This is a genomic window from Olsenella sp. Marseille-P4559 (assembly GCF_900605015.1).
Classification (GTDB): Bacteria; Actinomycetota; Coriobacteriia; order Coriobacteriales; family Atopobiaceae; genus Tractidigestivibacter.
Window position 1 is genome coordinate 977,031 of sequence record NZ_LR027573.1, and the last position, 24,989, is coordinate 1,002,019.

The window sequence follows — 24,989 nt, forward strand, 5'->3', positions numbered from 1 at the left end:
CCGACGCCCGTCGAGCCCGGGAATTCCGGGAAAGACCCGGATATGTGCGCGGCGCTCCCGCTAGGCGCCTTCCGCCATTCGGCCCACGGCCCAGCACCAGCAGGCCAGCTCGCGCGCCACCGCGACGTTGGCCACGCTGCTCTGCTTGCCCGCATCGTCCATGGAGCGGCGCCTGTCGACGAGCCGCCTCACGCCCGCGTTGGCGTGTCGCCTGGTCGCTGCGTCGACTACCTGCCCCTTGGCCAGGTCTTTCGGCGACCTCGACGCTCCCTTGTAGTGCCAGGCGGCCTCGACGAGCAGCTTTCTCAGGTGCTTGTTGCCGGCCTTGGTTATCCCGCCGCGGAATCGGGACTCGCCGCTGGAGTGCTCGGAGGGCACCAGGCCCACCCACGCCGCGAAGCCCGACGCCGTGGCGAACCTCGCGAAGCCGTCGGCCTCGCACGCGATCGAAGCCGCGGTGACCGCGTCTATACCCTTGAGGCATTTGAGCGCGTCGCAGGTCGGCTTCCATCTAGGCTGCTGGGCCAGCGACTTGACCTTCGCCTCGAGCGCGGCCTTGGCGGCGTCGGCCTCGCGCACGCGCTCGCAGTAGTGGTCCAGCGTCGCCATGGCGGCGGCGTCCCCGAGGTCGATGCGGCCCACCCACGCCCAGAAATCCCCGGTCCAGCGGTTGCGCCTCTGGCCGGCGGCGTTCCTCTCGTCGTAGACGAGCCCGTGCCTGAGCAGGAACTTCGAAAGCCTCTGCTTGGCGCGCACGGCGTCGTCGCGCGCGTCGGCCAGCGCCCGCGCCAAATCCCGCGCGCCCTCGCACTCGGCATCGGGCACGTGCACCTCGGTGACCACGCCCAGCGCCAGCTGCACCGCGAGGAACTGCGCGTCGCGCCTGTCGGTCTTGCGGCCGCGGTCCGCGGCGGGCTTGTGCATCTTGGAAACGGCTCCGATCACGCAGGCGGCGCCCATCGCGTTCAGCTCGCGGCAAAGGTGGAAGCCCGTCACTCCCGACTCGTAGACGCATCTGGCGGGCTGGGGCAGCGAGGACACCCATGAGGCGATCTCGCCGGGCTCGTAGCCGAACGATTTCCTGATCGTCTCGCCCGTTTCCGGGACGAACGCGCAGGCCTTCACCGGCCTGGCATGCACGTCTAGCCCTACGAAAGTGGTAGCATTGCTCATCGGAAGCCCCTTCCATGAATGCGGCGTGGCCGCTGGCGGTTTGGACACCTCTATTGTCGGCCTAATCCGCGGATATGCATGCAGGAGGGGCTTCCAACTTTTTTATGTCCTGCTAATATCGTCTTGTATAGTATTATTAAAAGGGGGAAATGTTTATGTTACATAGCATGCGTATTCGATAAGCATTGAAATCAAAAAAGATTTTTCCCATTTTCAATATGGGCTTTTTTGAAAAATTAGAAATCATAATCAAAAACTCTGAAAAACAAAAGGAAGGATATTAAATGAAACACTTACCTAAAAGTACACTTACGGAAATATTGAATGACCCATACGGATTTACTTACAAAGAAATGTCGGAAGTAATTGGAGAGGATAAAGCAAGAGCCTTATATGCGGAATTGTATAAACAGCCATTTCACAAAAAAAATCTATCAATATCAACAAAAAAAGTCTATAAAAGTAGCGATACTGAAAAGTATGTTTATGAATTGAAAGACAACAGGTATATCGAAACGGTTTTTATTAAACGGCGAGATGGTGGGACTGTTTGCGTAAGTACGCAAGTTGGTTGTTCTGTTGGCTGTATTTTTTGTGAGTCCGGACGCAATGGTTTCGTTCGTAATCTAACACCATCTGAAATTGTGCAGCAGGTCATATTGATACGTCAAAAAGTAAATCGTATCGTTTTTATGGGAATGGGAGAACCTTTATTCAATTACGACAACTTGATTGCAGCAATCCATATTCTTCGAGATAGAAATGGACTTAACTTTCCAACCGACGGCATTACCGTATCAACAGTTGGTCCAGTTAATCAATTAAAAAAATTGCGCGAAGAACATCTAAAAATTCAGTTGACAATATCTTTACATGCAGCAACACAGGCTGCGAGAAACTGCATCATTCCTCATATGCACATGTACGCTATTGAAGATGTTGTTAAGCAAGCATTGTCCTATTCACAAAGGCATAATCGAAAAGTGGTATTTGCGTATTTGCTTTTACCAGGTATAAATGACCGTTCCTCAGATATAAAGCAACTTGCAAAATGGTTTAAGGGCAAAAATGTTATGATTAACGTGCTGCAATACAACCCGACGAGTAATTCAAAAATTAGAGCACCACAAAAACAAGAAATGGTTGCGTTCAAACATCAATTAGAGCAAACAGGACTTGAAGTTACCATGAGAGTTTCTCATGGTAGAAAGATTAAAGCAGCTTGTGGACAGTTAGCTAATACATATAATAAAGCCAAAAAACAACAAAAATAATTTAATTAAAAGAGCCAGACGCACAGACGCAGAGCCGATAATATGCAGTTTGAAATACTGCTGTTATCGGCTCTTTTTTGATTTAATTTGTGCCCCCAATAACCATATTGGAGCAAAATCAGAACTGTTGCTTGTCGTTCTTTGATTTCCGCAGCAGCTTTGAAAAACCAAAGCCGCCGTTTCTTTTTATCTTCTAATGAAATGACGCGGTATCACTGTTAAAAGCGGCGGCTAAAAGGAGGTAGCCGCCATGAAGCACATACCCTATCGACAAAATCCGACGGTCATTGACATATCAAAAAAAGCCCGACCACCGCCGGGGAAATTTCTACCCATGAATATGAACTGTATAATCATATAAATACATTTTTTAATTCCTTTGCGTCCGTTTGCATTTTGCAGACGGGCGCATTTTGCTGTCCTCAAAAAAATTTGAAAAAAGTTTGCTGTTTGAGTTGGCAAAATTTCGGTGCTTCCGTGGAGGGCAGCCGAAAGGGGAACACCAACCCGCCCCCGGGAACGAAAGGGGGTGAGAAAATGAACCCTGCACAATTTGAATGGCAAACGAGATGTGAGTTTAATGCGTACTATAAGGAAGAAGGGCTGCCGTTCGTCCTCGACTACGACGTCTGGCACCGCAAAGACGCCGCTGCAAACGGGATGTTCGACGACGAGGCCTCACCGGAGAACCGCGACTGGCGAGACGAGCACGATGGTATCATCGCCGACACCATTGCCGGCATCCTCTTCAAGGCGCTGCCGGCACATACCATCCCGCCGAAGCTCAGGTTCAGCTATGAGAACGTACCCGCCCTCGACGCCGAGATTCTAAGCGTATACTGCGGGTTCGAAGCCGCGGGGCTCTCGTTCTCCCTGGATTTCGAGCTCAATACCGGCAGGGGCGGCAACCGAGTTCTCCTCGAGCTGGAGCCTGAACCCTCCGCAGGGAACGTAAGCCTCACCTGCGAGGGAATGGACGACGATTTCACAGCCGCTTGGAATCCCGATACCGCAAAGTGGGACAAGCCCCTCCCCGCCAAGCAACAGGGAAAATAGCCATGGGCGCGTATCTGGGCCTGCGCGACAGCTGGTTTTGGGAAGACGACGCAATCCTCGACGCAATCGAGACGCTTCAGGACCAGGCAGACGGCACGTTCTACCCGGCCGAATACGGGCCGGAGGGCCACACGGACATCGCCTGCCCCAACCTTTGGGGCTATCTGATCCCGCAGGAGGAGTCGGAACCGTTCGAGCGCCTTTTCGCGGCACGCGAAGACGAGCAGGTCGCAAAGCTCTACGGGACCCGCTTCGCCTACGCCCGATGGTACAACGGTGCCGACGGCGAACCCAAGGTGGGCTTTCTCCCCGCGCCCGTCTCCCGTGAGGAGCCCCTTGCGGGAGGCGTCGGCAAGAAGGCGACGTGGGCGCGGTTCTGGACGTGGGGACCTGCCCTCGAGGACAACATAGACATGAGCTGCGATCTGGTCACGGGTTGGTGCGAAATCGAGTACGTCTCCAGGAAACGCGACCTTCCCGCCGCCAGATTCAGGGTTGCCGCGGCCAAGCTCGCGCCCTATGCCACCATCGGCGAAGGCGTCCACTATGGCGAGCGCGGGGAAAGCCCGTGGATGATCTACGACGGTTTCTACTGGAGCTACATCCTCGGGACTGACGATGCCGTCCTGCTTAGGGGGACGAGAAGCGGCTCTTCCGAGAAGAGCTACGAGCCCATTCTTTCTCTGTTCCGCTCGATAAGAAGGTCCGCTCGCGGCGTGACGCGCCGGCTTTGGGGATTCGCCATCTAGCAATGGCGGAGAAGAACCCAGCCTAGCAAGGGAATTCTTGTATTGCAGATGGGTTCCAAAAAAGCAACGCAAAGGCCACCGAGCCTTACGGGGCGTCCTTGCGCATACCTTCGCCGTTCGTCTGCTCCCGCTCAGCCGAATCGCCAACCGCAACAGGCCATGTCCCAACGGATGGGTACCATTTATCCGGGTGCACCTGGGGCAACGGGCCGGCAGGCCCGCGCAAGGTCGCTCGCAGAACACGCAACATCAAACACGACAGAAGAGGCGAACGACAGATGCCGGACCCCGGACGACAGCACCGCGGAAGACGAGCATTCCGACCACAACCGAACAATCTTCGATCCTAGGCAGGCGCCCGCATGGGCGCCTTTTTCTTTTCAGGGACTTAGCTGAGAGCTAAGGCACGTGGCTCATGGCCGTTTCGTGGAGGCCCGACCAGCTCGACCCACCTCGACCCGTCTCCGTTCCCGTCGGGCGCGCAGATCGCCATCAGGCGGTTCAATCGTCGCGCAGACGAAGAGGCACACGGTGTCGCGCGGCGTGCCCGCGCGGTGCCGCACGGGAAGATTGGAGGAACCATGGCACGCGCAGCCGAATGCGCCGCGCCCGAGGGAAGCCAGGACCGCGACGAATGGATGACGGTGATCGAGATGCAGGAGTACATGAGGGCGAGCAGAAACAAGGCGTACGACCTCATCTGGTCGGGAGAGATCGACTCGTACAGGCTCGGAAGGAAGCTCCTGGTTTCGAGGGCGTCCGTGGACGCCTACATCGAATCGAGGAGCGGCAGGAAATGACGGCGGCGACCGCCCCGGGAGCCGCCCGCGGCCGGGCACGCGAGGGAGCCTCGAGACGAAAGGAGCTCGAGGACGACCATGACCAAGAGCACTAGCAGGAGCCAGGTGAGGCTCATCGCATCGACCAACGCGATATTCGGCGCCGACGAGGCGTGCGCGATGCTGCGCATCAGCCGCGACGCCATGTACCGGCTCGCAAAAGACCCCGACGACCCGTTCCCAATCCGCTACATCGGCGGCAAGACGCGCGACGGCATCGTGCTGCACGACGAGCTCGTCGCATGGGTCGAGCGCAACAGCGTCGTCGGCTCGCCCAGAAGGGGCTAGCGCCGATGGCGGCCGCAGGCCCGAGGGGGCGCGACGGCCCCTCCCCGCGCGAGTTCACGACGGTACGGCACTTCATGATGGCGGACCTGGGCCTCTCCGGCCTTCCCCTGCTCGTCTACGCGCGCATCTTCGGCTTCTGCGATGCCGGGTGCGGCTACTTCGAGAGCAAGGGCGGCCTGGCCCGGTTCCTCAACGTGCAGGAGCGCAGCGCATACCGCGCCATCCGCGACCTGCTCGAGCAGGGCCTCATCGAGGAATGCGGCGTGCACGCCCCGGCGCGCGGGCACGCAACCAAGCGGTACCGCATCGTGCGCGAGAGGCTGCCGCCCGGAGCGCTGGCAACCCCTGACGATTCGTCAGGGTTCCCGGCGCGAAAGGGTGACGAGATGACAGGGTTCACCGCGAACAAGGATGACGAACCGTCAGGGTTCGCAGCCCGAACCCCTGACGAGATGACAGGGAAACCCCTGACGATATGCCACCCAATAAGCAAAAGGGACAACAAGGACTTCAGAAGATAAGGAAGGGGCGCCCGATGGACCGAGCGGGACTCATCACCCTGGAGCAGGCCCGTGCGGCCGGGCTCTCCTTCGACGAGCCGGAGCCGAGGGCGTGCCCGCACTGCGGCGCCGCCCTCGAGCCGCTCGGCGCGGCGCTAGCAGGCAGGGTCGCCTGGGTCTCCGCCGCCCCCTGCCCGTGCGAGGGCGCGGTCAGCGAGCGGGAGGCCGAGGCGCGAAGGCGCGCCAACCTCGCCGCCAAGGAGGAGGAGGCCCGCCGGGAGAAGGTGCTCGCGCGCGCGGGCATCCCCAGGCGCTACTGGGCCGCCGAGGCAGACCGCCCCGAGTTCGCCGAGTACATCGCCTCGTTCGCGGGCAACGGTGGCGCCGGGCTCTACATACACGGGGGCGTCGGTGCCGGCAAGACGCACGCCGCCTCCGCCATGGCCAGGCTGTTCGCCGAGGCGGGCTACGAGGTCGCCTTCACGACCGCCAAGGGCATGCTCGAGCGCGTGAAGGCGACGTTCGACGAGGGCGGCACCGAGGCCGCCGTCGCGCGGTACGCCAAGTGCGACGTCCTCGTGCTCGACGACCTCGGCAAGGAGGACGCGACCGAATGGTCCGTCGGCACCGTGTTCAGCGTGCTCGATGCGCGCTACGAGGACATGCGCCCGACCATCGTCACGTCGAACTACGCGCCCGGCGCGCTGGCGGACAGGCTCGCGAGGCGCGGCGAGCGCGTCACGGCAGAGGCCATCGCGAGCAGGATCTCCCAGACCTGCAGGCCCGTCTACCTGGGCGGAAGGGACAGGCGCCGGCGCGGCTGACCTGTGCGCTTCCCGTGGAGGCGCGGACGGCTCGACCCAGCTCGACCCATCGCGGGCGGCCCCGCCCTCCGACGCAATTGAAATCGCTATACACGTCTTGGGCGGCGCCGACGCGCCAGCACGCACGTCTGCTCCGACTCGCACCGTGCCCCCATCGCGAGGACGCCGCCCGCCAAGCAACAAACGAAAGGCGGAGGGCCCATGGACGGCTTCGAGAGGATAACCGGCCGCGAGCACGACGGGCTCGTGGAGAAGTGCCAGGAGAACGGCTGGCTCAAGGTCGGCGGCTTCGACTGGCAGGACGACCCGTTCCTCGAGGAGTACCCCTACGAGTTCTCCCGCACGGACAGCGTCGACAGGCTCCGCGAGGCGCTGGGCTCGGGCAACTGGGCCATACGCCAGGGGTTCTGCTACCGCGACCTCGCGTTCATCCAGCAGGTGAACGGCGGCGACGAGTGGTGGACGCTCAAGCGCGACGGCGACGCGTGGACCGGCTTCGAGAGCTGGAGCTTCGGCGCCATCGCCCAGGAGCCCGAGCGGTTCGAGCGCGCCATGCGCGACATGTGCGAGGCGACGCCGGAGCAGTGCCGCAGCGGCGAGTGGGCCCATCTGCACGAGAAGTCTCCCGAGCCGCTGGCGCAGCGCGCCGCGTCCGCCCGCGAGGCGAGCCGCGCGCACGCCGGGCAGGAAGCCCGCGCCCCAATGGCGCGCGAGAGGGCCGTCGGGGCCGAATAGGGACGACCGGGGCGCGAAGGCGCCCCTTTTTCATCTCGACTGGAAGGGAGGCGCGGGATGGCGAGCGACTACGGGGACGAGGCGGGCGGCAAGCTGCTCGACTGGATGCTGAGGATCGGCCAGGAGGCCGGCGCCGAGGCAATGGCGCGCAGCGCGAGGGAGCTCTCCGAGCGCCTCGCGGGAATCCGCGGGACCATCGCCGGCGGGCGCGCCGAGGCCATCGCGGCCGACGGCGTGCCGACCTACGCGAAGCTCAGCCTCGAGGAGCTCTCTGGGCTTCCCGAGTACGCGACGATCAAGGAGGTCGTCTCCGACAAGCTGCGCGCCGCGTCGGTCGAGCACCACATCATCCCCGGCGAGGGCCGCGACTGGCTGCTCTTCAAGGTGGAGGACGCCCCCGAGGTCGACGAGGCCTTCCGCCAGCTGGAGCAAGAGACGGGCAAGGCCGCTGACCGCGCGAGGGAGCGGCTAGCCGAGATCGCCGAGAGGCGCCAGGAGCCCGAGCGGCTGGCGGAGCGCGCGGAGCGTGCGCGCGAGGCGTCGAGGGCCCACAGCCAGGACATCGGCCGGGACCGCGGCCCGCGCCAGATCGAGGGGCCCGAGAGATGAGGTGGCAGGCGGCGGCCGCGCTGGCCGCAGCCGCGTTCGCCATGGGAGACGCAGCGGCCGCGGCAATAGCGGCGTCGGGCGCGAACCCGATCCTCGACCCGGAGGCCGCCATGGCGGCGATCCCGGCAGCGCTCCGCGCGGGACACGTCTTCTCCGCGGAGGCGCTTCCCCTGTGCGCCGGGACCGCCTGCGCGTGCGGCGCACTTTTCGCCTGGGCCCGCTCACTGGGGACCAAGGGGGCCCGGCGCGACGGCGAGGAGCACGGTAGCTCCAGGTGGGCCACGCGCAAGGACATCGCGCCCTTCGGCGACCCCAAGGACCCCGACAACAACATCATCCTCACCGACAACGCGCGCATCCGCCTCGTGAGCCGCAGGTTCGACCTCTCCACCGACACCAACGACAACGTGCTCGTGGTTGGAGGACCCGGCACCGGCAAGACGCGCTACTACGTCAAGCCGAACCTCCTGCAGGCCAACGCCAGCTTCTTCGTGACCGACCCGAAGGGCACGCTCATCCGCGAGATGGGCGGCGCGCTGGCGGAGCTCGGCTACGAGATCCGCGCGTTCGACACCATCGACTTCACGCGCTCCATGCGCTTCAACCCCATAGCCTACATAAGCGACGAGGCGGGAGTCATCCGCTTCGCCCGCGGCATCGTCGCCAACACCGAGGGCGAGGCCGACCACAAGGGCGACCCCTACTGGGAGAAGGCCGAGCGCCTGGTCTACACCGCGCTCACGGCCTACCTCGTCATGCACTGCGAGCCCGCCGACCGGAACCTCGACGGGCTGCTCACGCTGCTCTCGCTCGCCGACGCCCGCGACGACCCGGGCTACATGAGCCCGCTCGACATGGTGTTCCGCGAGCTGGAGACCGGCGAGCGCTACGTCAGGCGCGGCGGCGCCTCGGCGGAGGGCGGTTCGCTGCGCGGCTTCGCCGAGGAGGACGGCGCGTGGGAGTGGGTCAAGGTCCGCGAGCCCGCGCCCCCCGACGACTTCGCGCTCGCGAGCTACCGCGAGTTCCGCGTGGCCGCCGGCGACACCATGAAGTCGATGCTCTCGAGCTGCAACGTCCGCCTGAAGCCGCTTTCCATCCGCGCCGTGCGCGACCTCACCTCCAAAGACGAGCTCGACCTCGCCCACATGGGCGACGAGGGCGCGAAGGTCGCGCTCTTCGCGTCTATGAGCGACACCGACTCGACCTTCGACTTCCTGTTCGCCCTGCTCATGGACACAGCCGTGAGCGCGCTTTGCGCCGAGGCGCTCGAGGCGCACGGCGGCTCGCTGCCCACGACGGTGCACTTCGTCTTCGACGAGTTCGCCAACATCGGGCGCATACCAGACTTCGAGCGGACCATCGCCGTCACCCGCAGCAGGAACATCGCCGTCTCGATGATCGTCCAGTCGCTCTCGCAGCTGAAGGAGACCTACGGCGACAACAACGCCGAGACCATCGTGAACGCCTGCGACACGCTGCTCTACCTGGGCGGCAAGGCGAACGAGACCAACGAGGAGATCAGCAAGATGGCCGGCAAGCAGACGGTGGCGAGCGAGACGCAGAGCGACTCGCGGGGCGCCGGCTGGACCCGGACCGTGAACCGCGGCATCTCCGAGCGCGACCTCATACAGCCCGCCGAGGTGGCGCGCATGCCGCGCGAGGACGCGCTCGTGCTCGTGAACGGGTGCATGCCGCTCATGGACCGGAAGTACCGGCTCGAGCGCCACCCGCGCTCGAGCCTGCTCGAGGAGGCCGCGCGCCGCGGCCCGTTTGACTTCGCGGAGTACCGCAGGCGGAAGGACGGCGCCTCGTGACGGGGCCGCGACGGCGCGGGCCTCCCCCGCCGCGGGGGAGGAACAGCAAGGAACATCGTCAACCGAAAGCAAAGGAGAACAGCATGCTCGCAAACGTCATCAAGCTCGTGTCGGGCTGCGTGACCTTCCTCGGCGGCTTCCTGGTCGTGTGGGGAGCGGTCTCGCTCGGCCTGGCCATCAGGGAGCAGCAGGGCGGCCCGCAGATCGCGACCGCCATTTCCACCATCGCCGGCGGCGCGATCATCATCGCCGCGTCGGTCTACTTCGGGCAGCTGGACACGTCCTGGCTGCCGGCATAGGGGGCGTCGCGGATGGCGCTCCGGATACCGGTGCAGAAGGACATCGGCGAGTACGAGGAGAAGATCGTCGGGAAGATGAGCCTGCGCACGCTCGCATGCGTGTCGCTCGGCTTCGGCAGCGCGGTCGGGGCGGCGGCCTTCGTCCACCTGGGCCTGCACGCCGACGTCGCGGACGCGGCCTTCCCGATCATGCTCTGCAGCATGCCGTTCTGGCTCGCCGGGTTCTGGCGGCCCTTCGGCATGCGCGCCGAGGAGCTGCTGCCGCTTTTGGCGGCACACGAGCTCTCCCCGCAGCTGCTCGCGTACGAGCCCTGCCTCGCCGGGAGCCTCCCCGAGGGCTCGCCGCGCCCGGGCCGCCCGGGACGTCGCGCGAGGCGCAGGGCAAGGAAGAAAGGAGCCGAGCTCTATGAGCCGAGCAAGAAGCAACAAGGAGAATAGGCCGAAGCGCCCGAGCACCCTCGGGCTGCTCCTCGGCGGCACGGGCGGGCGCAAGGACGCCTCGAAGGGCGCGGAGGCCGAGCGGCAGAGGCGCCGCCGGGAGCGCGACCGCTCGCGCGAGATGGCCGCCTACGTCGGCTACGACGCCATGTACAGGGACGGCATCGCCCAGGTGATGCCCGGGGTGTTCAGCCAGACGGTCGAGTTCTCCGACATCAGCTACCAGTCCGCGCGCAAGGAGGCGCGCGAGACGGCCTTCACCGTGATGAGCTCGCTGTTCAACTACTTCCCGGCGGACTCCCACGTGCAGCTCCAGGTAGTGAACGCGCCCATCCCCGCCGACGAGGTCGGCCGCAAGGTCTTCTTCGAGCCCGGGGAGCGCGCCACCGCCGGGCTCGCCGAAGAGTACAACCGGATCCTCAACGACAAGATGCGCGAGGGCGTCTCGAACCTCGTGCGCCACCGCTACCTGACCTACGCCGTGGGCGCCGACGACGTCGACGCCGCGGTGCCCAAGCTCGCGCGCATCCGGGGCGACGTGGAGCAGACGCTCGCGCGCATACGCTGCTCGTCGCGCGCCCTCGACGGCGTCGAGAGGCTCGAGCTTTTGCAGGGGCAGCTGCGCCCGGGGTCGCGCTTCGAGTTCTCCTGGGACAAATTGTCCCCGACGTCGGGAGCGCGCACGAAGGACTTCGTCATGCCCTCCACGCTCGACTTCAAGCCCGAGGGCAGGTCCGACTGCTTCCGCAGCGACGGGCGCTACGGCGCGGTGCTCGCGGTGCGCAGCTTCGGGTCGGTCATCGAGGAGACCTACCTCGCCTCCATCATCGACCTGCCGCTGCCGCTCAACGTGACGCTGCACGTGCAGCCCATCGCGCAGAGCGAGGCGCTCGCGCTCGTGAAGCGCCAGATCGACTGGATGGACAAGGAGATCATCGACGAGCAGATGAGCGCCGTGAAGAAGGGCTACGACTACCAGATCCTGCCGCCCGAGCTGCGCTTCTCGAAGGAGGAGGCCGAGGAGCTGCTCGACTTCCTGCGCAACAAGTCCGAGCGCCTGTTCGTCTACACGGGCCTCGTCTACACCTGGGCCGACAGCCTCGAGGAGCTCGACCGCCGCGTCCAGCAGGTGACGAGCGTCGCGCAGGGCTGCACGATCGGCCTCGAGCCGCTCCACTTCCGGCAGCGCCAGGCTCTCAACTCGGTGCTCCCGCTCGGGGACAACCACGTCACCGTGAGCCGCTACCTCACCACGGGGCAGGTGGCCATGCAGATGCCCTTCGCCAGCCAGAGCCTCGACGAGGCGGGCGGAGGCTACTACGGGCAGTCCAGGGAGAGCGGGAACCTGGTGCTGTGCGACCGCAAGCGCCTGGCGAGCCCCATGGGCTTCGTGTGCGGCAAGCCCGGATCGGGCAAGAGCTTCTCGGTGAAGCGCGAGATAACCAACACCGTGCTCGCGCACCCCGAGGACGAGGTCGTGATCTTCGACCCGGCCGGCGAGTACGGCAACCTCGTCGGCGCGCTCGGCGGCGCGAACGTCGAGCTCGCCCCGGGATGCTCGGCGGTGCTCAACCCCCTCGACACCGCCGACGTCGCGGACCGCGCCGACGCCGCCAAGCTCGCGTACAAGACCGACGCGGTGCTCGCGCTCTCGAGCGCGCTCATGGCCGAGGGCCGCGAGGGCCTGCCGGAGCGCGACCGCTCGATCATCGCCCGCTGCGTCGGCGAGGCGTACCGGGAGTGCGCGAGGGACGGCCGCCTGCCCACGCTCGGCGACTTCCACGCGGCGCTGCTCGCTCAGCCCGAGCCCGAGGCCGCCGACATCGCGCTGCGCTACGAGCGCTACGTGAAGGGCGCGTTCTCCTTCTTCAACGGCCAGAGCAACGTGGCGCTCGACAACCGCATCACCAACATCGACATGCACGGCCTCGGCCAGAACATGCGCGTGTTCGGCATGATCACGGCGCTCGAGATGGTGCGCAACCGCGTGATGGTAACGCCGCCGCGCCCCAACTACACCTGGCTCTACATCGACGAGGTGCAGAGCCTCTTCGCGCACCCGACGGTGGTCGAGTACTTCGCCCGCCTGTGGCGCGAGGGGCGCAAGTTCGGCCTCATCTGCACCGGCATCAGCCAGAACACGAGCCACATGCTGGCCAACGCCGAGGCCCGCGACATGGTGCTCAACTCCGAGTTCTTCCTGCTGCACAAGCAGTCCACCGCCGACCTCGACGCATGGGCGGAGATGCTCCAGCTCTCCGCCACGGAGCGCGGCTACATCGGCGACGCCGTCAAGCCCGGCGAGGGCCTGCTCATCAGCGCCGGGATCCGCGTGCCCATCACCGACGACTTCCCGAAAGGCCCGCTCTACGACCTGTGGAACACCAAGCCCGCAGAGGTCGCCGAGCGCGAGATGCGCCGGGCGGCGCGAGAGGCGGAGGAATAGGAATGGCCGGCCCGAGCGAGGGCGGCGGGATGCTCGAGGTGGTCGGGGCGCAGCGCCGCGACGTGCTCACCGCGGGCGACGTCGCGGAGACCGAGCGCGACGCCCTGGGAAACGTCTCGGAGGGCGCCGGCCCGCTCGACGAGGCGGGAGGCCCCGCCGCAACGGCGAAGGGGCGCCCTTCCAGGCCCGACGCGCCGGAAGGCGGGCTCGGGGACAAATTGTCCCAACCAGCCGGCGACCGGCGCGCGGCGGCCGCGATGCGCTCGCGCGTCGATGCGGCGAAGCTGGCGATCGCCCGGGAGGCCGTCTCCCAGCTCGACGACTCGGAGGAGCTCGAGGGCGCCTCGGGCATGTACGACGCGGGGCGTGCGGCCAAGAAGGCCGCGGGAAGGCTGCGGCAGAGGAAGGCGAAGAAAGCAGCCCAAGGCAGCCGCAAGGCGGCAACCGCGCTCGGCGCCCCAAAGGGAGGCGCGCGCGGCCCCGAGGCAGCCGGCGCGACCGCCCCGGCCAAGCACCAGGCGGCCCAGGCGGCCGCGCAGGCGTCGGGCGAGGCGGCCCGAGCCGCGGGGTCGAAGGGCGCCGCCTCCGCGATCGCGGGCGCGGTCTCGGGCGCAGCGCCCGCCCTGCTCGGGGCGGTGGCCGGCATCGTGGCCTTCGTCGCCTGCGCGCTCGCCGTCGCGCAGCTGCTGAGCGCGCTGTTCGGCTTCTGGGACGACGCGGCCTCCAAGCAGGGCCTCGAGGGGCTGCCGCCCTACATCACCTACGAGATGGTCGAGGCGGCGCTCGAGTGCCAGGAGGAGTACGGGCACCCGGCGGGCTGCACCATCGCGCAGATCATCCAGGAGTCCGGCCAGGGCGACCGCATGAGCCAGCTCGCAGAGCGCGACCACAACCTCTTCGGCATGAAGTGGTGGTCGGGCTACGCGGGCTGCCCCGAGGTGGCCGGCAAGGCGAACTGGGCCACCAGCGAGGAGTACGTGCCCGGCGAGCACACCCAGATCACGGCGAGCTTCATCCGCTTCACCGGCGACGCCGAGTGCATCCGCTTCCGCAGCAGGGTCTTCCTGCAGGCGGAGCGCTACTCGGGCAACGCCCTCATCCGGGAGGCGATCGAGAGGCACGACTCGGACAGGATGGCCGAGGGGCTCAAGGACGCCGGCTGGGCGACCGACTCGTCCTACGTCGAGTCCCTGAAGTCGATCATGGCGCAATGGGGCCTCTACCGGCTCGACTCCATGACGGTCGAGGACCTGAAGTACCCGGCCGCGAACGGGAACGCGATCGTCGAGGCGGCGTACAGCCAGCTCGGCGTGCCCTACGTGTGGGGAGGCTCGACCCCCGGCAAGGCGCTCGACTGCAGCGGGCTCACGCAGTACTGCTACGCGCAGGCGGGCATCCGCATAAGCCACTACACGGGTTCCCAGTACGAGGAGCTCAGGCGCATACCGCTCTCGGAGGCGAAGCCCGGCGACATCCTCTACCGCTCGGGCCACGTGGCCATCTACATCGGCGACGACAGGTACATACACGAGCCGCGAACGGGCGACGTGTGCCGCATAGCGAGCGGCATCGGCAGCTTCAGCTGCGCGCTCACCGCGAGATAGGAGAAACCAATGCAGGGAAAGTCAAGGGTCATGGCCGCCGTCGCGGCAGGCGCGCTCACCGTGGCGCTCGGCGCGGGCGCGGCGCGCTGCGCCATCGCCCCGCAGGAAGGCGCGCAGGATAGTCCCCAGGAGCAAGAGCAGCCCGCGGCTGCAGGCGCCGACGCGGCAACCGGGAAGGCCGCCTCGGGCGCCGAGGCGCTCTGGAACACCGCATGGACGGGCGCCGACGACCCGACAGCCACGCTGCGGATCGTCGAGGGCGCCATGGTGGAGAGCGCGGGCGGCACCGAGCGCGCCTGGTTCTTCTCGGCCGAGGAGCCCTCCGAGGCCGGCGGCGTGCTCAGCGTGCCCATCGAGGTCAAGGGAACCGGCGACAAGGCGGGAGGGCTCTCGCTCATCCAGGTCTCGGGCGACGGGGACGCCCGCACCCTGGCATGCGACCTCCTGACGCAGGCCTACGCGCTCCAGAAGGCGCAAGACGGAGCGTTCTCCGTGACCGGCACCGACGACCGCCTCTCCGAGGCGCTGGGCGCGGATGCCGCCGCCATCGAGGAGGCCGTCGCCGGGAAGGCGGCGGAGGTGTCCCCGCAGGCGGCGGGAGCCACCTGGGACAAGGAGGTGTGGCTCGACTACGCCGGGAACGTCGCGTCGACGACCTTCACGCTCGACGACCCCGCCTCGACGGTGGTCACCGTGGTCTCGCGCGGCGGCTCGCTGGAGGCGATGTAGCCGTGCGGGCGCTCAAGGCGCAGCGCCGCAGGGCGTTCGCCATCTCCGCCGCGGCGGCGTTCGCCCTCTGCGCGCTCCTGCTCGTCCCCGCGCAGCCGGCATACGCCGACATAGCCGGGGACGTCAACGATTGGCTGTGCGGCCTCCTGCGAGACTGCTGCAACTGGATGTTCAAGGCTCAGACGGGCGTGCTCGGGTCGATCGGCGCGAACGGGATCCTCTCGGCCGACTTCGCGCACATGCTCACGAGCTCGAGCGACCTGACCATGCACGACGTCGCCCGGGGCGTATGGCAGGTTGCCATCCTGCCGATCGGGTGCGGGGTGCTCGGCCTGGTCTTCACCCTGAAGCTCATCGAGATCTCCCAGCGCATGGACGGCAGCCAGAGCCTTCCCGGCGTCAAGGAGGTCGTTTTCCTCCTCGTGTTCTTCGCCGTGTTCCTGTTCCTCATACAGAACAGCTTCGACCTGATGGCGTCGATCTACGAGGTCTGCGGGCTCGCCATCGACCGAGTCGAGGCGCTCTTCGGCGCCGGAGGCGCGCTCGACCTGCCCGAGGCGTCCGTCGTCACCACCGACGACGACATCCCGTCGCTCATCGCCATGCTCGTCGTGAGCCTCATCAGCTGGGTCGTGGTGCTGGCGGCCTACGTCGTCGCCCTCGTGGTCTGCTGGGCCCGCGCGCTCCAGCTCTACATCATGGCCGCGTTCGCCCCGATCCCGCTGGCGTTCCTCGGCATGGACGCCACGCGCCAGATAGGCCTTGGCTACCTGAAGAGCTTCGGGGCGGTCTGCATCGCCGGCGTCATCATCCTCGTGCTGCTCATATCGTTCCCGCTCGTGCTCGGCGGGCTCACCGGGGCGAACCCCGGGACGGGCACCCCGGCCGACGCGGTCGCAAACGGGCTCACCTACGCGCTGCAGTACCTGGCCATGTGCGTGCTGCTCATCCTGGCCCTCGTGAAGAGCGGCTCCTGGGCGCGCGACATCGTGAGCGGCTTCTAGCGGAAAAGCGAGGAAGGGGGCGGTCGCCATGAGATAGGGGCACCGCGCCGGGGCACGCGTCCCGGCGGATGAAGACAAGGACCGATTGAAAACGAAAAGGAGGAAAGACATGGAAGAGAGGAAGAACGTGTACCTCTCGCTGCACAAGAGCTTCGTGCGCGAGGGCATCGAGTACACCGACCGCGCGACCGGCGAGACCAGGACCTTCAACTCGGCGACCCTTCCCAAGGGCACCGTCGTCGACGGCGTGGACGTGGGAGGCTACGAGTTCAGCCCCATGTTCGTGAACGAGAGCCGCTTCAAGGGGGCCGACTTCCGGGACATACCGCTGCTCGCGAACCGCGAGGTGTGGCTGAGGAAGACGGTGATGGGCCCGGACGGCCAGCCCGAGCTCGACGAGGACGGCCGCGCGGTCAAGGACACCGTGAAGGTCATGCCCGCGCAGCTCAAGGAGGCCGTTGACGCAGGGCGCTCGCGCTACCTCGCGGAGCGCGCCGAGCACGCCCGCCAGGCGAGCCGCGCCGCCGAGCACGAGGCGCCCCGCGCACAGCGAAGCGTCGAGAGATAGGGAGGCGGAAAGATGAACGCAGCGAAAGACTGCACCCTGCAGGAAAAGCTCCTCCGATGCGCCATGGCGCTCATCCTGGCGGCGGGGGCGCTGCTCGCCTCCGTGGCGGCCTCGCCCGCCTACGCCGCGCCGAGCACGGTAGACGTGTCCATCGGCGGCAAGATCCCCTACGGCGGCTTCGCCACCACGTGGATGAGCGCCGACGGGAACATCGCCTACTGCGCCGAGCCCTCGTCCCCGACGCCCGCGCCGGGCTCCTACTCGACGAGCCCCGTGCCGAGCGGCGACGTGACAGCGGCGATCTGGTACTCGTTCGGCTCTCCCGGCTTCGACGCGTCGATGTTCCCGGGCAGCTGGTACGACGGCGGCGGCTGGGACGACGCGAAGTACGCCGCGGCGAGCCACGTGCTCATCGCCTACGCCTACTCTGGGTCCGAGTCGGCTGCCACGCACGGCACGAGCGCCGAGTTCGCCTCCTGGGCGAAATCCGAGCTGATCGGCGGGACCTTCGCCAAGATGAAGGCGGGCGCCGGCAAGGTATCCGCCGGGTTCGAGGCATTCTGCGTCAGGACCGGCGGCGGCTCTCAGACGCTCGTGAGCTTCAGCTGGTCCACGGGCGGAGTCAAGGTCGCCAAAACGGACTCCGAGGCGGGCGCGGAGCCCCAGGGCGACGCCTCGCTCGACGGCGCGAGCTTCTCCGTCGTTAACGAGACCGGCCGCTACGTGCTGGTCGGCGGCAAGTACTACGCCGACGGCGAGGTATGCGCCACGATAAAGACCGCGCCCGAGGACGGGTCGCACGTCGCCGCGACCGGCGCCGACACCCTCCCCGCGGGCAATTACCGCATCGTCGAGTCCGGCGCGCCCGAGGGCTACGACGCCAGCGACGCCTCCGTCACGTTCACCGTGAAGGCCGACGAGATGCGCGACCTCACGGGCGACCCCGTGACCGACGAGGTCTTCCGCGGCGGCGTGCAGGTGACCAAGTCCGACAAGGAGCTGCAGGCGTCCGAGGCGCTCGCGGGCAGCGGCCACAAGGAGGCGCCTGGCGAGCACCCCGGCCTCGACGGGATCGAGTTCACCGTCACGAACCGCTCGGCGCACAAGGTCCTCGTTGACGGCGAATGGCGCGAGCCGGGCGAAGCCGTGGCCACGCTGACCACCGCATGGAACGACGAGGCCGGCGCCTACACCGCGCAGACCGCGGCCGACGCACTGCCGTACGGGACCTACGACGTGCGGGAGACGGCGACGAACGGGAGCTACCTGCTGACCGACGGCGAGCCCCGCACCTTCGAGGTCCGCACCGGCGGCGAGATCGTGAGCGCCTCCGCGGACGGCGCCGCGCTCGAGTTCCGCGACCAGGTGGTGCGCAACGACCTCGAGCTCTCCAAGAAGAGCGAGTCCGACAACGCCGGCCTCATGGTCCCGTTCGCCATCGAGAACGCGGCCACCGGCGAGACTCACGTGCTGGTCACGGACCGCAACGGCGACGCGTCGACCGCGAGCAGCTGGAACAGGCACTCGAGGGACACCAACGCCAACGACGCCCTGCTCGGCCATGAGGGTCCGATCGAGCCCGCCGAAATGGACCCGAAGGCCGGCATCTGGTTCTCGCTCGGCGAGGACGGCTCCTCGGCGCCGGTCGACGACTCGCTGGCGGCCCTGCCGTACGGCGCCTACACCATGACCGAGCTGCGCTGCGATGCCAACGAGGGCCTCGAGCTCATCACGAGGAGCTTCTGGGTCGATCGCGACTCGACGGTCGCGAAGGCCGTGTGGATGGGCCTCGACGACCAGGAGGGCCCGCGCATCTCCACCACGGCAAAGGACGGGGCGGACGGCGACAAGGACGTCTCGGCCGACGCCGAGGCCAAGGTCGTCGACACCGTCGCCTACGAGGGCCTGAAGGCCGGCGAGGAGTACGAGCTCTCGGCCACCCTCGTCGACAAGGCGACCGGCGAGCCCGTGGCCGACGCCTCGGGCGTGCCCGTGGAGGCCAAGGCCGAGTTCGCCCCCGCGCTCTCGACCGGCAGCCAGGACGTCGAGATCGCCTTCGACGCGAGCCTGCTCGGCGGCCGCGACCTGGTCGCGTTCGAGAGCCTACGCAAGGACGAGGCCGAGGTGGCGTCGCACGCGGACCTCTCCGACGAGGGCCAGACAGTCCACGTCGCCGTCGAGGTGGGCACGCAGGCGGCCGACGCCGCCGACGGCGACCAGGTCATCGAGGCCGGCAAGGCCAAGGTCATCGACACGGTGGCCTACAAGGGCCTCGTCCCCGGCGAGACCTACATCGCCGTGGGCACGCTCATGGACAAGGGCACCGGAGAGCCGTTCCTCGACAAGGACGGCAACGAGGTGACCGCGCGCACGCCCTTCGAGCCCGAGGCACCCTCCGGCACCGTCGAGGTGACCTTCGAGTTCGACACCGAGGGCCTGGCCGAGGGAGACGAGCTCGTCGTCTTCGAGAAGGTCCTGGACTCCGCCGGCAACGTCGTGGCGGCCCACGAGGACATCGACTCCGCCGAGCAGAGCGTCGTCGTGGACAACCCCGGCACGCCCGAGGTCCCCGAGGAGCCCTACGCCAAGACCGGGGCCGACGCCCCCGACGGCACCGGCTACGCCGTGGCCGCGGGCATCGCTCTGGCAGCTGCGGCGGGTGCGGGCGGGGCGCTCGCGTACCGCAAGCGCAAGACGGCCGGCGCAAGCAAGGACGCGGCAGACGAAGAGCCGGAAGAGTAGCGGCGCCGCATCGATACCGAACCGGAGGCCCTGGGCGCTCGCCCGGGGCCTCCCCTGCGAACGGGGGAGGACATGAACAAAGGGAAAGCCGCCACGGCGCTCGCCATTGCCGTGGCGTTGCTGGCGATGGGGGCGCTCGCCGTCCTGCCGCTGTCCGAGAGGAACCCTTACGAGGTGCACGAGGTGCCTACTGCGGAAGAGGACGCGACAATGGAGGCTCAAGAGACGGGAGGCGGCATCGACTGGGACGCCCTTCCCGCCTCCGTCGTCGCTTGGGTGCGCGTGCCGGGCACGACCGTCGACTACCCGATCGTCCAGGGCCGGCCCGAATCGCCCGACTTCTACCTCACGCACGACGCCGGCGGCGAAAGATCCGCGTGGGGCGCTCCCTACATAGATGCCGGGTGCGCGCAGGGTGCCGAGAGCCCGCTCGTCATCGTCTACGGGCACCACATGTCCGACGGCACCATGTTCGCGCCGCTCGCGCAGTACTCGTCGCGCGACTTCGCCGAGGGGCACCGCACCATCCGGGTCTACACCCGCGAGAAGGCGATCGAGCTCAAGGTCTTCGCGGCCGACGTGGTCGACGCGAGCTCGGAGGGCAAGCGGACCGACTTCGCCGACGCGGCGGAGCTCGCCGCCTACCTCGGGGACAAATTGTCCCAGTGCGAGGTCGTCCTGGAAGAGCCGGCGGACATCGCGCAGGCCTGGGCCTTCGTGACGTGCAGCTACCAGACGAGCAACTCGCGCACCGTCGTCTACGCGAAGGAGGTGGAAGGATGGGATTCGCGCCCTTCGGAATAGGGCTCCTCATGGGGCTCCTCACGCTCACGGCCTACGCCTGCTGCGCAGCCGGCGACGACGACCGGGACTAGCCGTGGGAAATCGAAATCGCACAACGGAAAGAGGCGGGCAATTGCCCGCCTCTTCTCACATCACCCACTTGAACACGGCACGGAACAGCCAGACGAAAAAGCCCAGCGTGACCTTAAGCGCCGCCATGAGGAACCTACCAAGCCTCTTCATCGACGTCACCCCAATCTTCCTTGACCTTGCGGGCGCCCTCGTCGGCGCCCTCCTCCTTCTCTTGCGCGAGCAGCCTCGCCAGCTCGTCGGGCACGCCCGGGACCTCTGCCCTCCCCAGAGCGCGCTGCAGGTCCCTTATCTGCGATTTCAGCGGTTTTGAGGGAGGGCCCACGTGCTCGCGGTAGCAGGCGCCGATCGCGGCCGCGTCGCACAGGAAGCCCCGCACCCGGGCGAACGCCTCGTCGCCGTCGAGCAGGACGCGGCGGGCTCGCCCCAGCTCGGCCTCCGAGGCCAGCATGAAGCGCCAGCCACGGGACCTGCGCGCGGCCGGTATCCCGTCCGCGGGCGCGTCGGCGCGCCAGTCGTCGCGCACCTGGTGCCAGTTCGCCGTGAGCCAGAGCCCCTTCTCGGGCTCCTCCCGCATCTCGAGCTCGAACTCCGTGAGCATGTTCGCGCCGGAGAACGGCGACCCCTCCGTGAACGAGAGCGTGTCGAACAGCGTCGTCCTGCCGCCCTCGTACTCTATCCTCACCATCATCTCCGGCCCCTCTCCCTGCGCTGGTCCTGCTGGGCCCGCTGCCGCTCGGCGGCGAGGATGCGCTGTTGCTCGTCCGCTCGGTGGCACTGGCGCGAATTGCCGCTGGCATCGTCGCGCCCTTCACCGTCCCCGTAGCGGGTCTTGAGCGGCATGAGCCCGTTCTCGGCCATGTAGGCGCGGGCGGCCTCGAGGCGACGGTATCCCTCGCCGCCCGCCTGGCCGCGCCGCTCGAGCGTCGCCATCCTGAGCCCGAACTCCTCGATGGACTCGACGTCGAACTTCGCGCACGTCTCGAGCGCCGAGGAGAGCCTGCTCAGCTCCGAGAGGTCGTTGAGCTCGAGGGCTCGCTCGGCGGCCTCGCGGATCCGCGCGGCGCTCGCGTCCGTGGGGCGGTAGGCGCCTTCGCGCTCGAAGCGCCGGCGCAGCATCTCCTTGCCGTAGACGAACCCCAGGCGCTCGCCGGTTACCTTCTTGGACGGTTCCTCCGCCAGGCTGAACACCCAGTCGTCCCGCCGCGCCTTGGCCGAGTTGTCGGCGACGTGCACGCCCAGGGCGTCGAGGATGCCGAAGAACTCCGCCTCGTCGCGCGCCGTGGTCTTGGCGAGCGCGACGCGGGCGCGGATGTCGCCGACCCACGAGTAGCCGCCCGAGCGCATGATCTCCTTCTCGGCCCGGCCCAGGTAGACGCTCCTGCGGCTCCTGGGCCCGCCCGCACCTGCCCGCCCGCGCGCCTTCGACGGAGATTCGGGCGCCCGGTCGTTGGAGAGCCCCGACAGCCCGCGCTCGCGCGCCATGTCCTGCAGGTCTCGGTTGAGGTCCTCGGGGTGCTGGGTCTGCATGCGGTAGCCGGTGCGGAGGTTGGCGTTGTTCACGACGATGTGCGCGTGCGGTATGCCGCGGGCGTTGTCGTCGTGGTAGACGATGGCGATCTCGTGGTCGTCGAAGTGCCTGAGCGCCCACGAGCACGCGAGCTCGCGCAGCGTCGCCAGGTCGATGTCGTCGCCGGGGTCCGGCGAGAGCACGAAGTGCTTGAACGTGCGCGCGGGCTTGCCCCTCCAGGGTGCGTCCGTGCCGAACGCGGCGCGCGTGGCGTCCATCTCGGCGTCCCAGGCGCAGGCCTCCTTGGCGTCTTCCCCCAGCGCGCCGGCGTCGCGCTCGTCGTAGCTCAGGTTGAACAGGTCGCGCGCCAGGGCGCGGCCTCCCTTCTCGAGGTAGCGGCGGATGCCGCCCGTCGAGCCGTGGCCGCTTATCGGCTTCAGGATCGGCATGGCGAGCCCTCCACGAGCGAGTCGGCGCCGATGCGACCGAGCTCCGCCGCCATCTCTCGGGCCGCGGCGTTCACGTCGGCGAGCTCGCGCTCGATCGTCGGGATGCTATCCGCGACGAGGTCGCGGTCGACGTGCCCGTGGCGGGCGTGGAAGTTGATGAGGTTCATCGCGTGCACGGCCTGGTTGTAGTGGTAGCCCCACTTCGTGAGCTCTCGCGACATCGCCCACAGGGCTCTGCGGTCCACGAGTATGCGGTGCTCGTCTCCCGCGTTGGCCTCCGTCGACAGCGGTATGCGAACGAGGTAGCGCAGGTACTCCGACTTGCTGAGGCCGGCACGCTCGCACCGCTCGCAGAGCGCGTCGTAGTCGCCTCCCTCCATGCGGAACGTGACGCGGCGCTCCTTGCCTTTGGCGGCGCCGGCTTCCTCTTCCATGGCGGATTCCTTTCCTCGGGCCCGCCGCGCGGCGGGCGCGTCTCTCTAGGGGTGCGGGGGATCCCCCGCAGGCGGCGGCCCGGCTCGGGCGCCGCCTCTGGGACCGGGCCTCGCGAAAGCGGGCTCCCGAACGGCCCGCGGCATGACGGGTCCGAGGCCGCCCGGTCCCCAAGTGCTATGGACGCCCGACGCGATGTCGGACGCCATAGGCTACTTGCTGGATTTCGGGCCTGAGGCCCTTCTGCGGCGCTTTCGGGCATCGGTGCCCGCATCCGTGTAGGGCGCGGTCATGAGCGCCATCTCCCGCAGCAGCGAGAGGTCGGCCGGGCTCGGGCTCTCGGGCGGGCTCTCCAGGAAGTCGGCGACGAGCCTCGCGGCCTTCGCGATGCGGCCGTCGGGGCCTGCCTGCGTCTTGCCCTCGCTCCTCACGTAGTCGGAGAGCTCGCGCTTGGTGCGCCGCCAGGGCTCCATCGCGGCGTGCATCTCCGCCTGGCGCTCCTTCGGCATGCCCGCGAGCGTGCGCACCGCCTCGGCGCTGAGGTTGCCGCGGTCGGCCTCGGCGGCCCACTCGGGCGAGAGGTCCTCGGCGATGCGGCGGGCAAGCCTCTCCTCGCGCGCGATGGTCTTGCCGGAGACCTTGCGGCCCGTCTGCCGCTCGATGATGGCGGCCTTCACGTCGTCGACGCGCATGCCGGAAAGCGACGGGTCCTCGGAGCGCAGGCGCACGGCGTCGCCCCTGAGCGCCTCGGTCGCTGCGGCGCGCTCGGTCACGGTGAGCGCGCGGGTGAAGTAGTTCGCGGCGTGGAGCAGCGTCACCGCCCGCTCGTCGTCGATGCCCTCTATCACGCGGCAGGGCATCTTCTCGTAGGCGGGGTCGTCCTTGGCGAGCAGCGCGTAGGCGGCCTTGCGCCGGTGCCCGGAGACCATCTGCCACGAGCCGTCGCCGACCTTGCGCACGAGCGGCAGGTCGGTGAGGCCGTCCTCGCGTATGGACTCGGCGAGCTCGGCTATCCCCGTTGGGTCCATGGAGTAGGCGGCGTTCGCCGGGTGGTCGGCGATGTCGGCCACCGCTATCTCGGACACCGGGTAGCGCCCGCGGGTGCGCGACGCGCCGTCGAGAAGCCCCGTGATGGTGAAGCCCGCGGCCACCTGGCTAGGCGAGCTCACGGGACACCTCGTCGGCGAGAGCTTCGTAGTCGCGTGCGGGGCGGCTCCCCGGCTCGAAGGCCGCCACCGGCTTCCATTGCCAGCTGCCCTCGCAGACCTTGCTGCTCGCGTGGATGACCGTCTCGAACTGCTCGCCCGGGAAGAACCCGTCGAGCACGGCCGCGCCCGTGGCCTCGGCGTTGGTCATGCGGCCGGGCACGCAGGTGCGCAGTATCTTCCATCTGGGCGTGGGCATGCGCAGAGCGTCCGCGATGGAGCGCGTCGCCTCCACGGTGAGCGCCGTGCCGCGCATCACGGTGGAGTCGAGCTTCACGGGGATGACGACCATGCCGCCCTCCGTTGCGGCGAGGTAGGCGTTGAAGGCGAGCCTGCGCATCACGGGGCTGCAGTCGATGAGGCAGACGTCGTAGGAGCCCGAGGCGTCGTCGAGGGCGAACTTGAGGCGCTGCTCGCGCAGGAGCATCTCGTTCTGGTCGACGAGGTCGATGGTCGAGGCCACCACGTCGAGGCCCTCCCCGGCGGCGTAAGCGACCTCTTCCACGGGCGCGCCGCCGTAGAGCAGCTCGACCGAGGTGCGGCGCTCGGAGGCGGCGCGGTCGTAGAGGCCGAAGAAGTCGGTGGCAGACGCCTGCGGGTCGAGGTCGACGAGCAGGGTCCGAAGGCCCCTGGCGGCGAAGATGGCCGCCAGGTTGACGGCGGTCGTCGTCTTGCCGACGCCGCCCTTGTAGTTGGAAATGGCTATCGTGCGCATGGGTCGCGTCCTCTCTAGCGTGGGGCGCGCCTCGCCGCATCCGGTCCGGCGCGCCCCGAGTCTCGGAGCGTCGGGACAAAACCGTACGGATTTGTCCGACAAGCGGAGTGTACC

The 24,989-nt window shown here is 67.4% G+C and carries 25 protein-coding genes; 19 read left to right on the forward strand and 6 right to left on the reverse strand.

The features are described from left to right. Window positions 1-60: 60 nt before the first annotated feature. Window positions 61-1,173, reverse strand: coding sequence for an IS110 family transposase (locus E0E00_RS04530; RefSeq protein ID WP_130811359.1), 1,113 nt, complete (start codon window positions 1,171-1,173; stop codon window positions 61-63). Between the two features lie 284 nt (window positions 1,174-1,457). Between E0E00_RS04530 and rlmN the strand changes: the two genes are divergently transcribed. The 19 genes from rlmN (at window position 1,458) to E0E00_RS04630 (ending at window position 20,495) form a co-directional block, all read left to right on the forward strand. After that, complete coding sequence (rlmN, locus tag E0E00_RS04535) at window positions 1,458-2,447, forward strand: 23S rRNA (adenine(2503)-C(2))-methyltransferase RlmN (RefSeq protein WP_130811360.1); 990 nt, start codon at window positions 1,458-1,460, stop codon at window positions 2,445-2,447. A gap of 537 nt (window positions 2,448-2,984) precedes the next feature. Next, window positions 2,985-3,503 (forward strand): hypothetical protein, encoded by a 519-nt coding sequence (locus E0E00_RS04540; RefSeq protein ID WP_130811361.1) that lies wholly within the window; start codon window positions 2,985-2,987, stop codon window positions 3,501-3,503. Between the two features lie 2 nt (window positions 3,504-3,505). Continuing rightward, window positions 3,506-4,252 carry a hypothetical protein gene (locus tag E0E00_RS04545; RefSeq protein ID WP_101677790.1) on the forward strand — a complete coding sequence of 249 codons (747 nt, stop codon included), beginning with the start codon at window positions 3,506-3,508 and terminating at the stop codon, window positions 4,250-4,252. A gap of 581 nt (window positions 4,253-4,833) precedes the next feature. Further along, entirely contained in the window at window positions 4,834-5,052 is a 219-nt protein-coding gene (locus tag E0E00_RS04550) for a helix-turn-helix domain-containing protein (RefSeq protein ID WP_101677789.1), read from the forward strand. A 78-nt stretch (window positions 5,053-5,130) separates the two neighbouring features. After that, the gene (locus tag E0E00_RS04560; RefSeq protein WP_071129839.1) at window positions 5,131-5,379 is read left to right on the forward strand and encodes an AlpA family transcriptional regulator; all 249 of its coding nucleotides are present in this window, start codon (window positions 5,131-5,133) and stop codon (window positions 5,377-5,379) included. 5 nt (window positions 5,380-5,384) lie between these two features. Then, window positions 5,385-5,900: a hypothetical protein gene (locus E0E00_RS04565; RefSeq protein ID WP_075279313.1), complete on the forward strand. Its 516-nt coding sequence runs from the start codon at window positions 5,385-5,387 to the stop codon at window positions 5,898-5,900. A gap of 14 nt (window positions 5,901-5,914) precedes the next feature. Then, complete coding sequence (locus E0E00_RS04570; protein ID WP_075279312.1) at window positions 5,915-6,703, forward strand: ATP-binding protein; 789 nt, start codon at window positions 5,915-5,917, stop codon at window positions 6,701-6,703. Between the two features lie 201 nt (window positions 6,704-6,904). After that, window positions 6,905-7,438: a hypothetical protein gene (locus tag E0E00_RS04575; RefSeq protein WP_006234633.1), complete on the forward strand. Its 534-nt coding sequence runs from the start codon at window positions 6,905-6,907 to the stop codon at window positions 7,436-7,438. 57 nt (window positions 7,439-7,495) lie between these two features. Further along, window positions 7,496-8,047 (forward strand): hypothetical protein, encoded by a 552-nt coding sequence (locus E0E00_RS04580; RefSeq protein WP_075279311.1) that lies wholly within the window; start codon window positions 7,496-7,498, stop codon window positions 8,045-8,047. Further along, on the forward strand, window positions 8,044-9,861 hold the full coding sequence (locus E0E00_RS04585; RefSeq protein WP_075279310.1) for a VirD4-like conjugal transfer protein, CD1115 family: 1,818 nt from the start codon (window positions 8,044-8,046) through the stop codon (window positions 9,859-9,861). Before E0E00_RS04580 ends, E0E00_RS04585 begins: the two co-directional genes overlap by 4 nt. 83 nt (window positions 9,862-9,944) lie before the next feature. Then, window positions 9,945-10,160, forward strand: coding sequence for a hypothetical protein (locus E0E00_RS04590; protein WP_006234636.1), 216 nt, complete (start codon window positions 9,945-9,947; stop codon window positions 10,158-10,160). A gap of 12 nt (window positions 10,161-10,172) precedes the next feature. Continuing rightward, window positions 10,173-10,598 carry a PrgI family protein gene (locus E0E00_RS04595; RefSeq protein WP_073293314.1) on the forward strand — a complete coding sequence of 142 codons (426 nt, stop codon included), beginning with the start codon at window positions 10,173-10,175 and terminating at the stop codon, window positions 10,596-10,598. Then, window positions 10,567-13,044: a VirB4-like conjugal transfer ATPase, CD1110 family gene (locus E0E00_RS04600; protein ID WP_073293312.1), complete on the forward strand. Its 2,478-nt coding sequence runs from the start codon at window positions 10,567-10,569 to the stop codon at window positions 13,042-13,044. The genes E0E00_RS04595 and E0E00_RS04600 overlap by 32 nt, the downstream gene beginning before the upstream one ends. A 257-nt stretch (window positions 13,045-13,301) precedes the next feature. Then, window positions 13,302-14,648, forward strand: a complete 1,347-nt coding sequence (locus tag E0E00_RS04605) for an NlpC/P60 family protein (RefSeq protein ID WP_242622129.1) — start codon at window positions 13,302-13,304, stop codon at window positions 14,646-14,648. Window positions 14,649-14,657: 9 nt separating this feature from the next. Further along, window positions 14,658-15,377: a hypothetical protein gene (locus tag E0E00_RS14670; protein ID WP_197678260.1), complete on the forward strand. Its 720-nt coding sequence runs from the start codon at window positions 14,658-14,660 to the stop codon at window positions 15,375-15,377. A gap of 2 nt (window positions 15,378-15,379) precedes the next feature. Continuing rightward, a complete protein-coding gene (locus E0E00_RS04615) occupies window positions 15,380-16,381 on the forward strand; it encodes a hypothetical protein (protein ID WP_200831540.1) in 1,002 nt (333 codons plus the stop codon). Window positions 16,382-16,490: 109 nt separating this feature from the next. Then, window positions 16,491-16,949: a DNA gyrase gene (locus E0E00_RS04620; RefSeq protein ID WP_073293310.1), complete on the forward strand. Its 459-nt coding sequence runs from the start codon at window positions 16,491-16,493 to the stop codon at window positions 16,947-16,949. Window positions 16,950-16,961: 12 nt separating this feature from the next. Beyond that, complete coding sequence (locus tag E0E00_RS04625; protein WP_096227024.1) at window positions 16,962-19,691, forward strand: VaFE repeat-containing surface-anchored protein; 2,730 nt, start codon at window positions 16,962-16,964, stop codon at window positions 19,689-19,691. Window positions 19,692-19,763: 72 nt separating this feature from the next. After that, complete coding sequence (locus E0E00_RS04630; protein WP_130811362.1) at window positions 19,764-20,495, forward strand: class B sortase; 732 nt, start codon at window positions 19,764-19,766, stop codon at window positions 20,493-20,495. Between the two features lie 205 nt (window positions 20,496-20,700). On the opposite strand, the gene E0E00_RS04635 is transcribed toward E0E00_RS04630, so the two are convergent. The 5 genes from E0E00_RS04635 to E0E00_RS04655 all read right to left on the reverse strand — a co-directional run bounded on the left by E0E00_RS04635 (window position 20,701) and on the right by E0E00_RS04655 (window position 24,875). Next, complete coding sequence (locus tag E0E00_RS04635; protein ID WP_073293304.1) at window positions 20,701-21,255, reverse strand: hypothetical protein; 555 nt, start codon at window positions 21,253-21,255, stop codon at window positions 20,701-20,703. Further along, window positions 21,252-22,523 (reverse strand): relaxase/mobilization nuclease domain-containing protein, encoded by a 1,272-nt coding sequence (locus tag E0E00_RS04640; RefSeq protein WP_096227023.1) that lies wholly within the window; start codon window positions 22,521-22,523, stop codon window positions 21,252-21,254. Before E0E00_RS04640 ends, E0E00_RS04635 begins: the two co-directional genes overlap by 4 nt. Then, window positions 22,511-22,957, reverse strand: a complete 447-nt coding sequence (locus tag E0E00_RS04645) for a CopG family transcriptional regulator (protein ID WP_015540324.1) — start codon at window positions 22,955-22,957, stop codon at window positions 22,511-22,513. Before E0E00_RS04645 ends, E0E00_RS04640 begins: the two co-directional genes overlap by 13 nt. A gap of 210 nt (window positions 22,958-23,167) precedes the next feature. Continuing rightward, window positions 23,168-24,124 (reverse strand): ParB/RepB/Spo0J family partition protein, encoded by a 957-nt coding sequence (locus E0E00_RS04650; protein WP_096227022.1) that lies wholly within the window; start codon window positions 24,122-24,124, stop codon window positions 23,168-23,170. Continuing rightward, a complete protein-coding gene (locus E0E00_RS04655; RefSeq protein ID WP_033499416.1) occupies window positions 24,111-24,875 on the reverse strand; it encodes a ParA family protein in 765 nt (254 codons plus the stop codon). The genes E0E00_RS04650 and E0E00_RS04655 overlap by 14 nt, the downstream gene beginning before the upstream one ends. Between the last annotated feature and the right edge of the window lie 114 nt (window positions 24,876-24,989).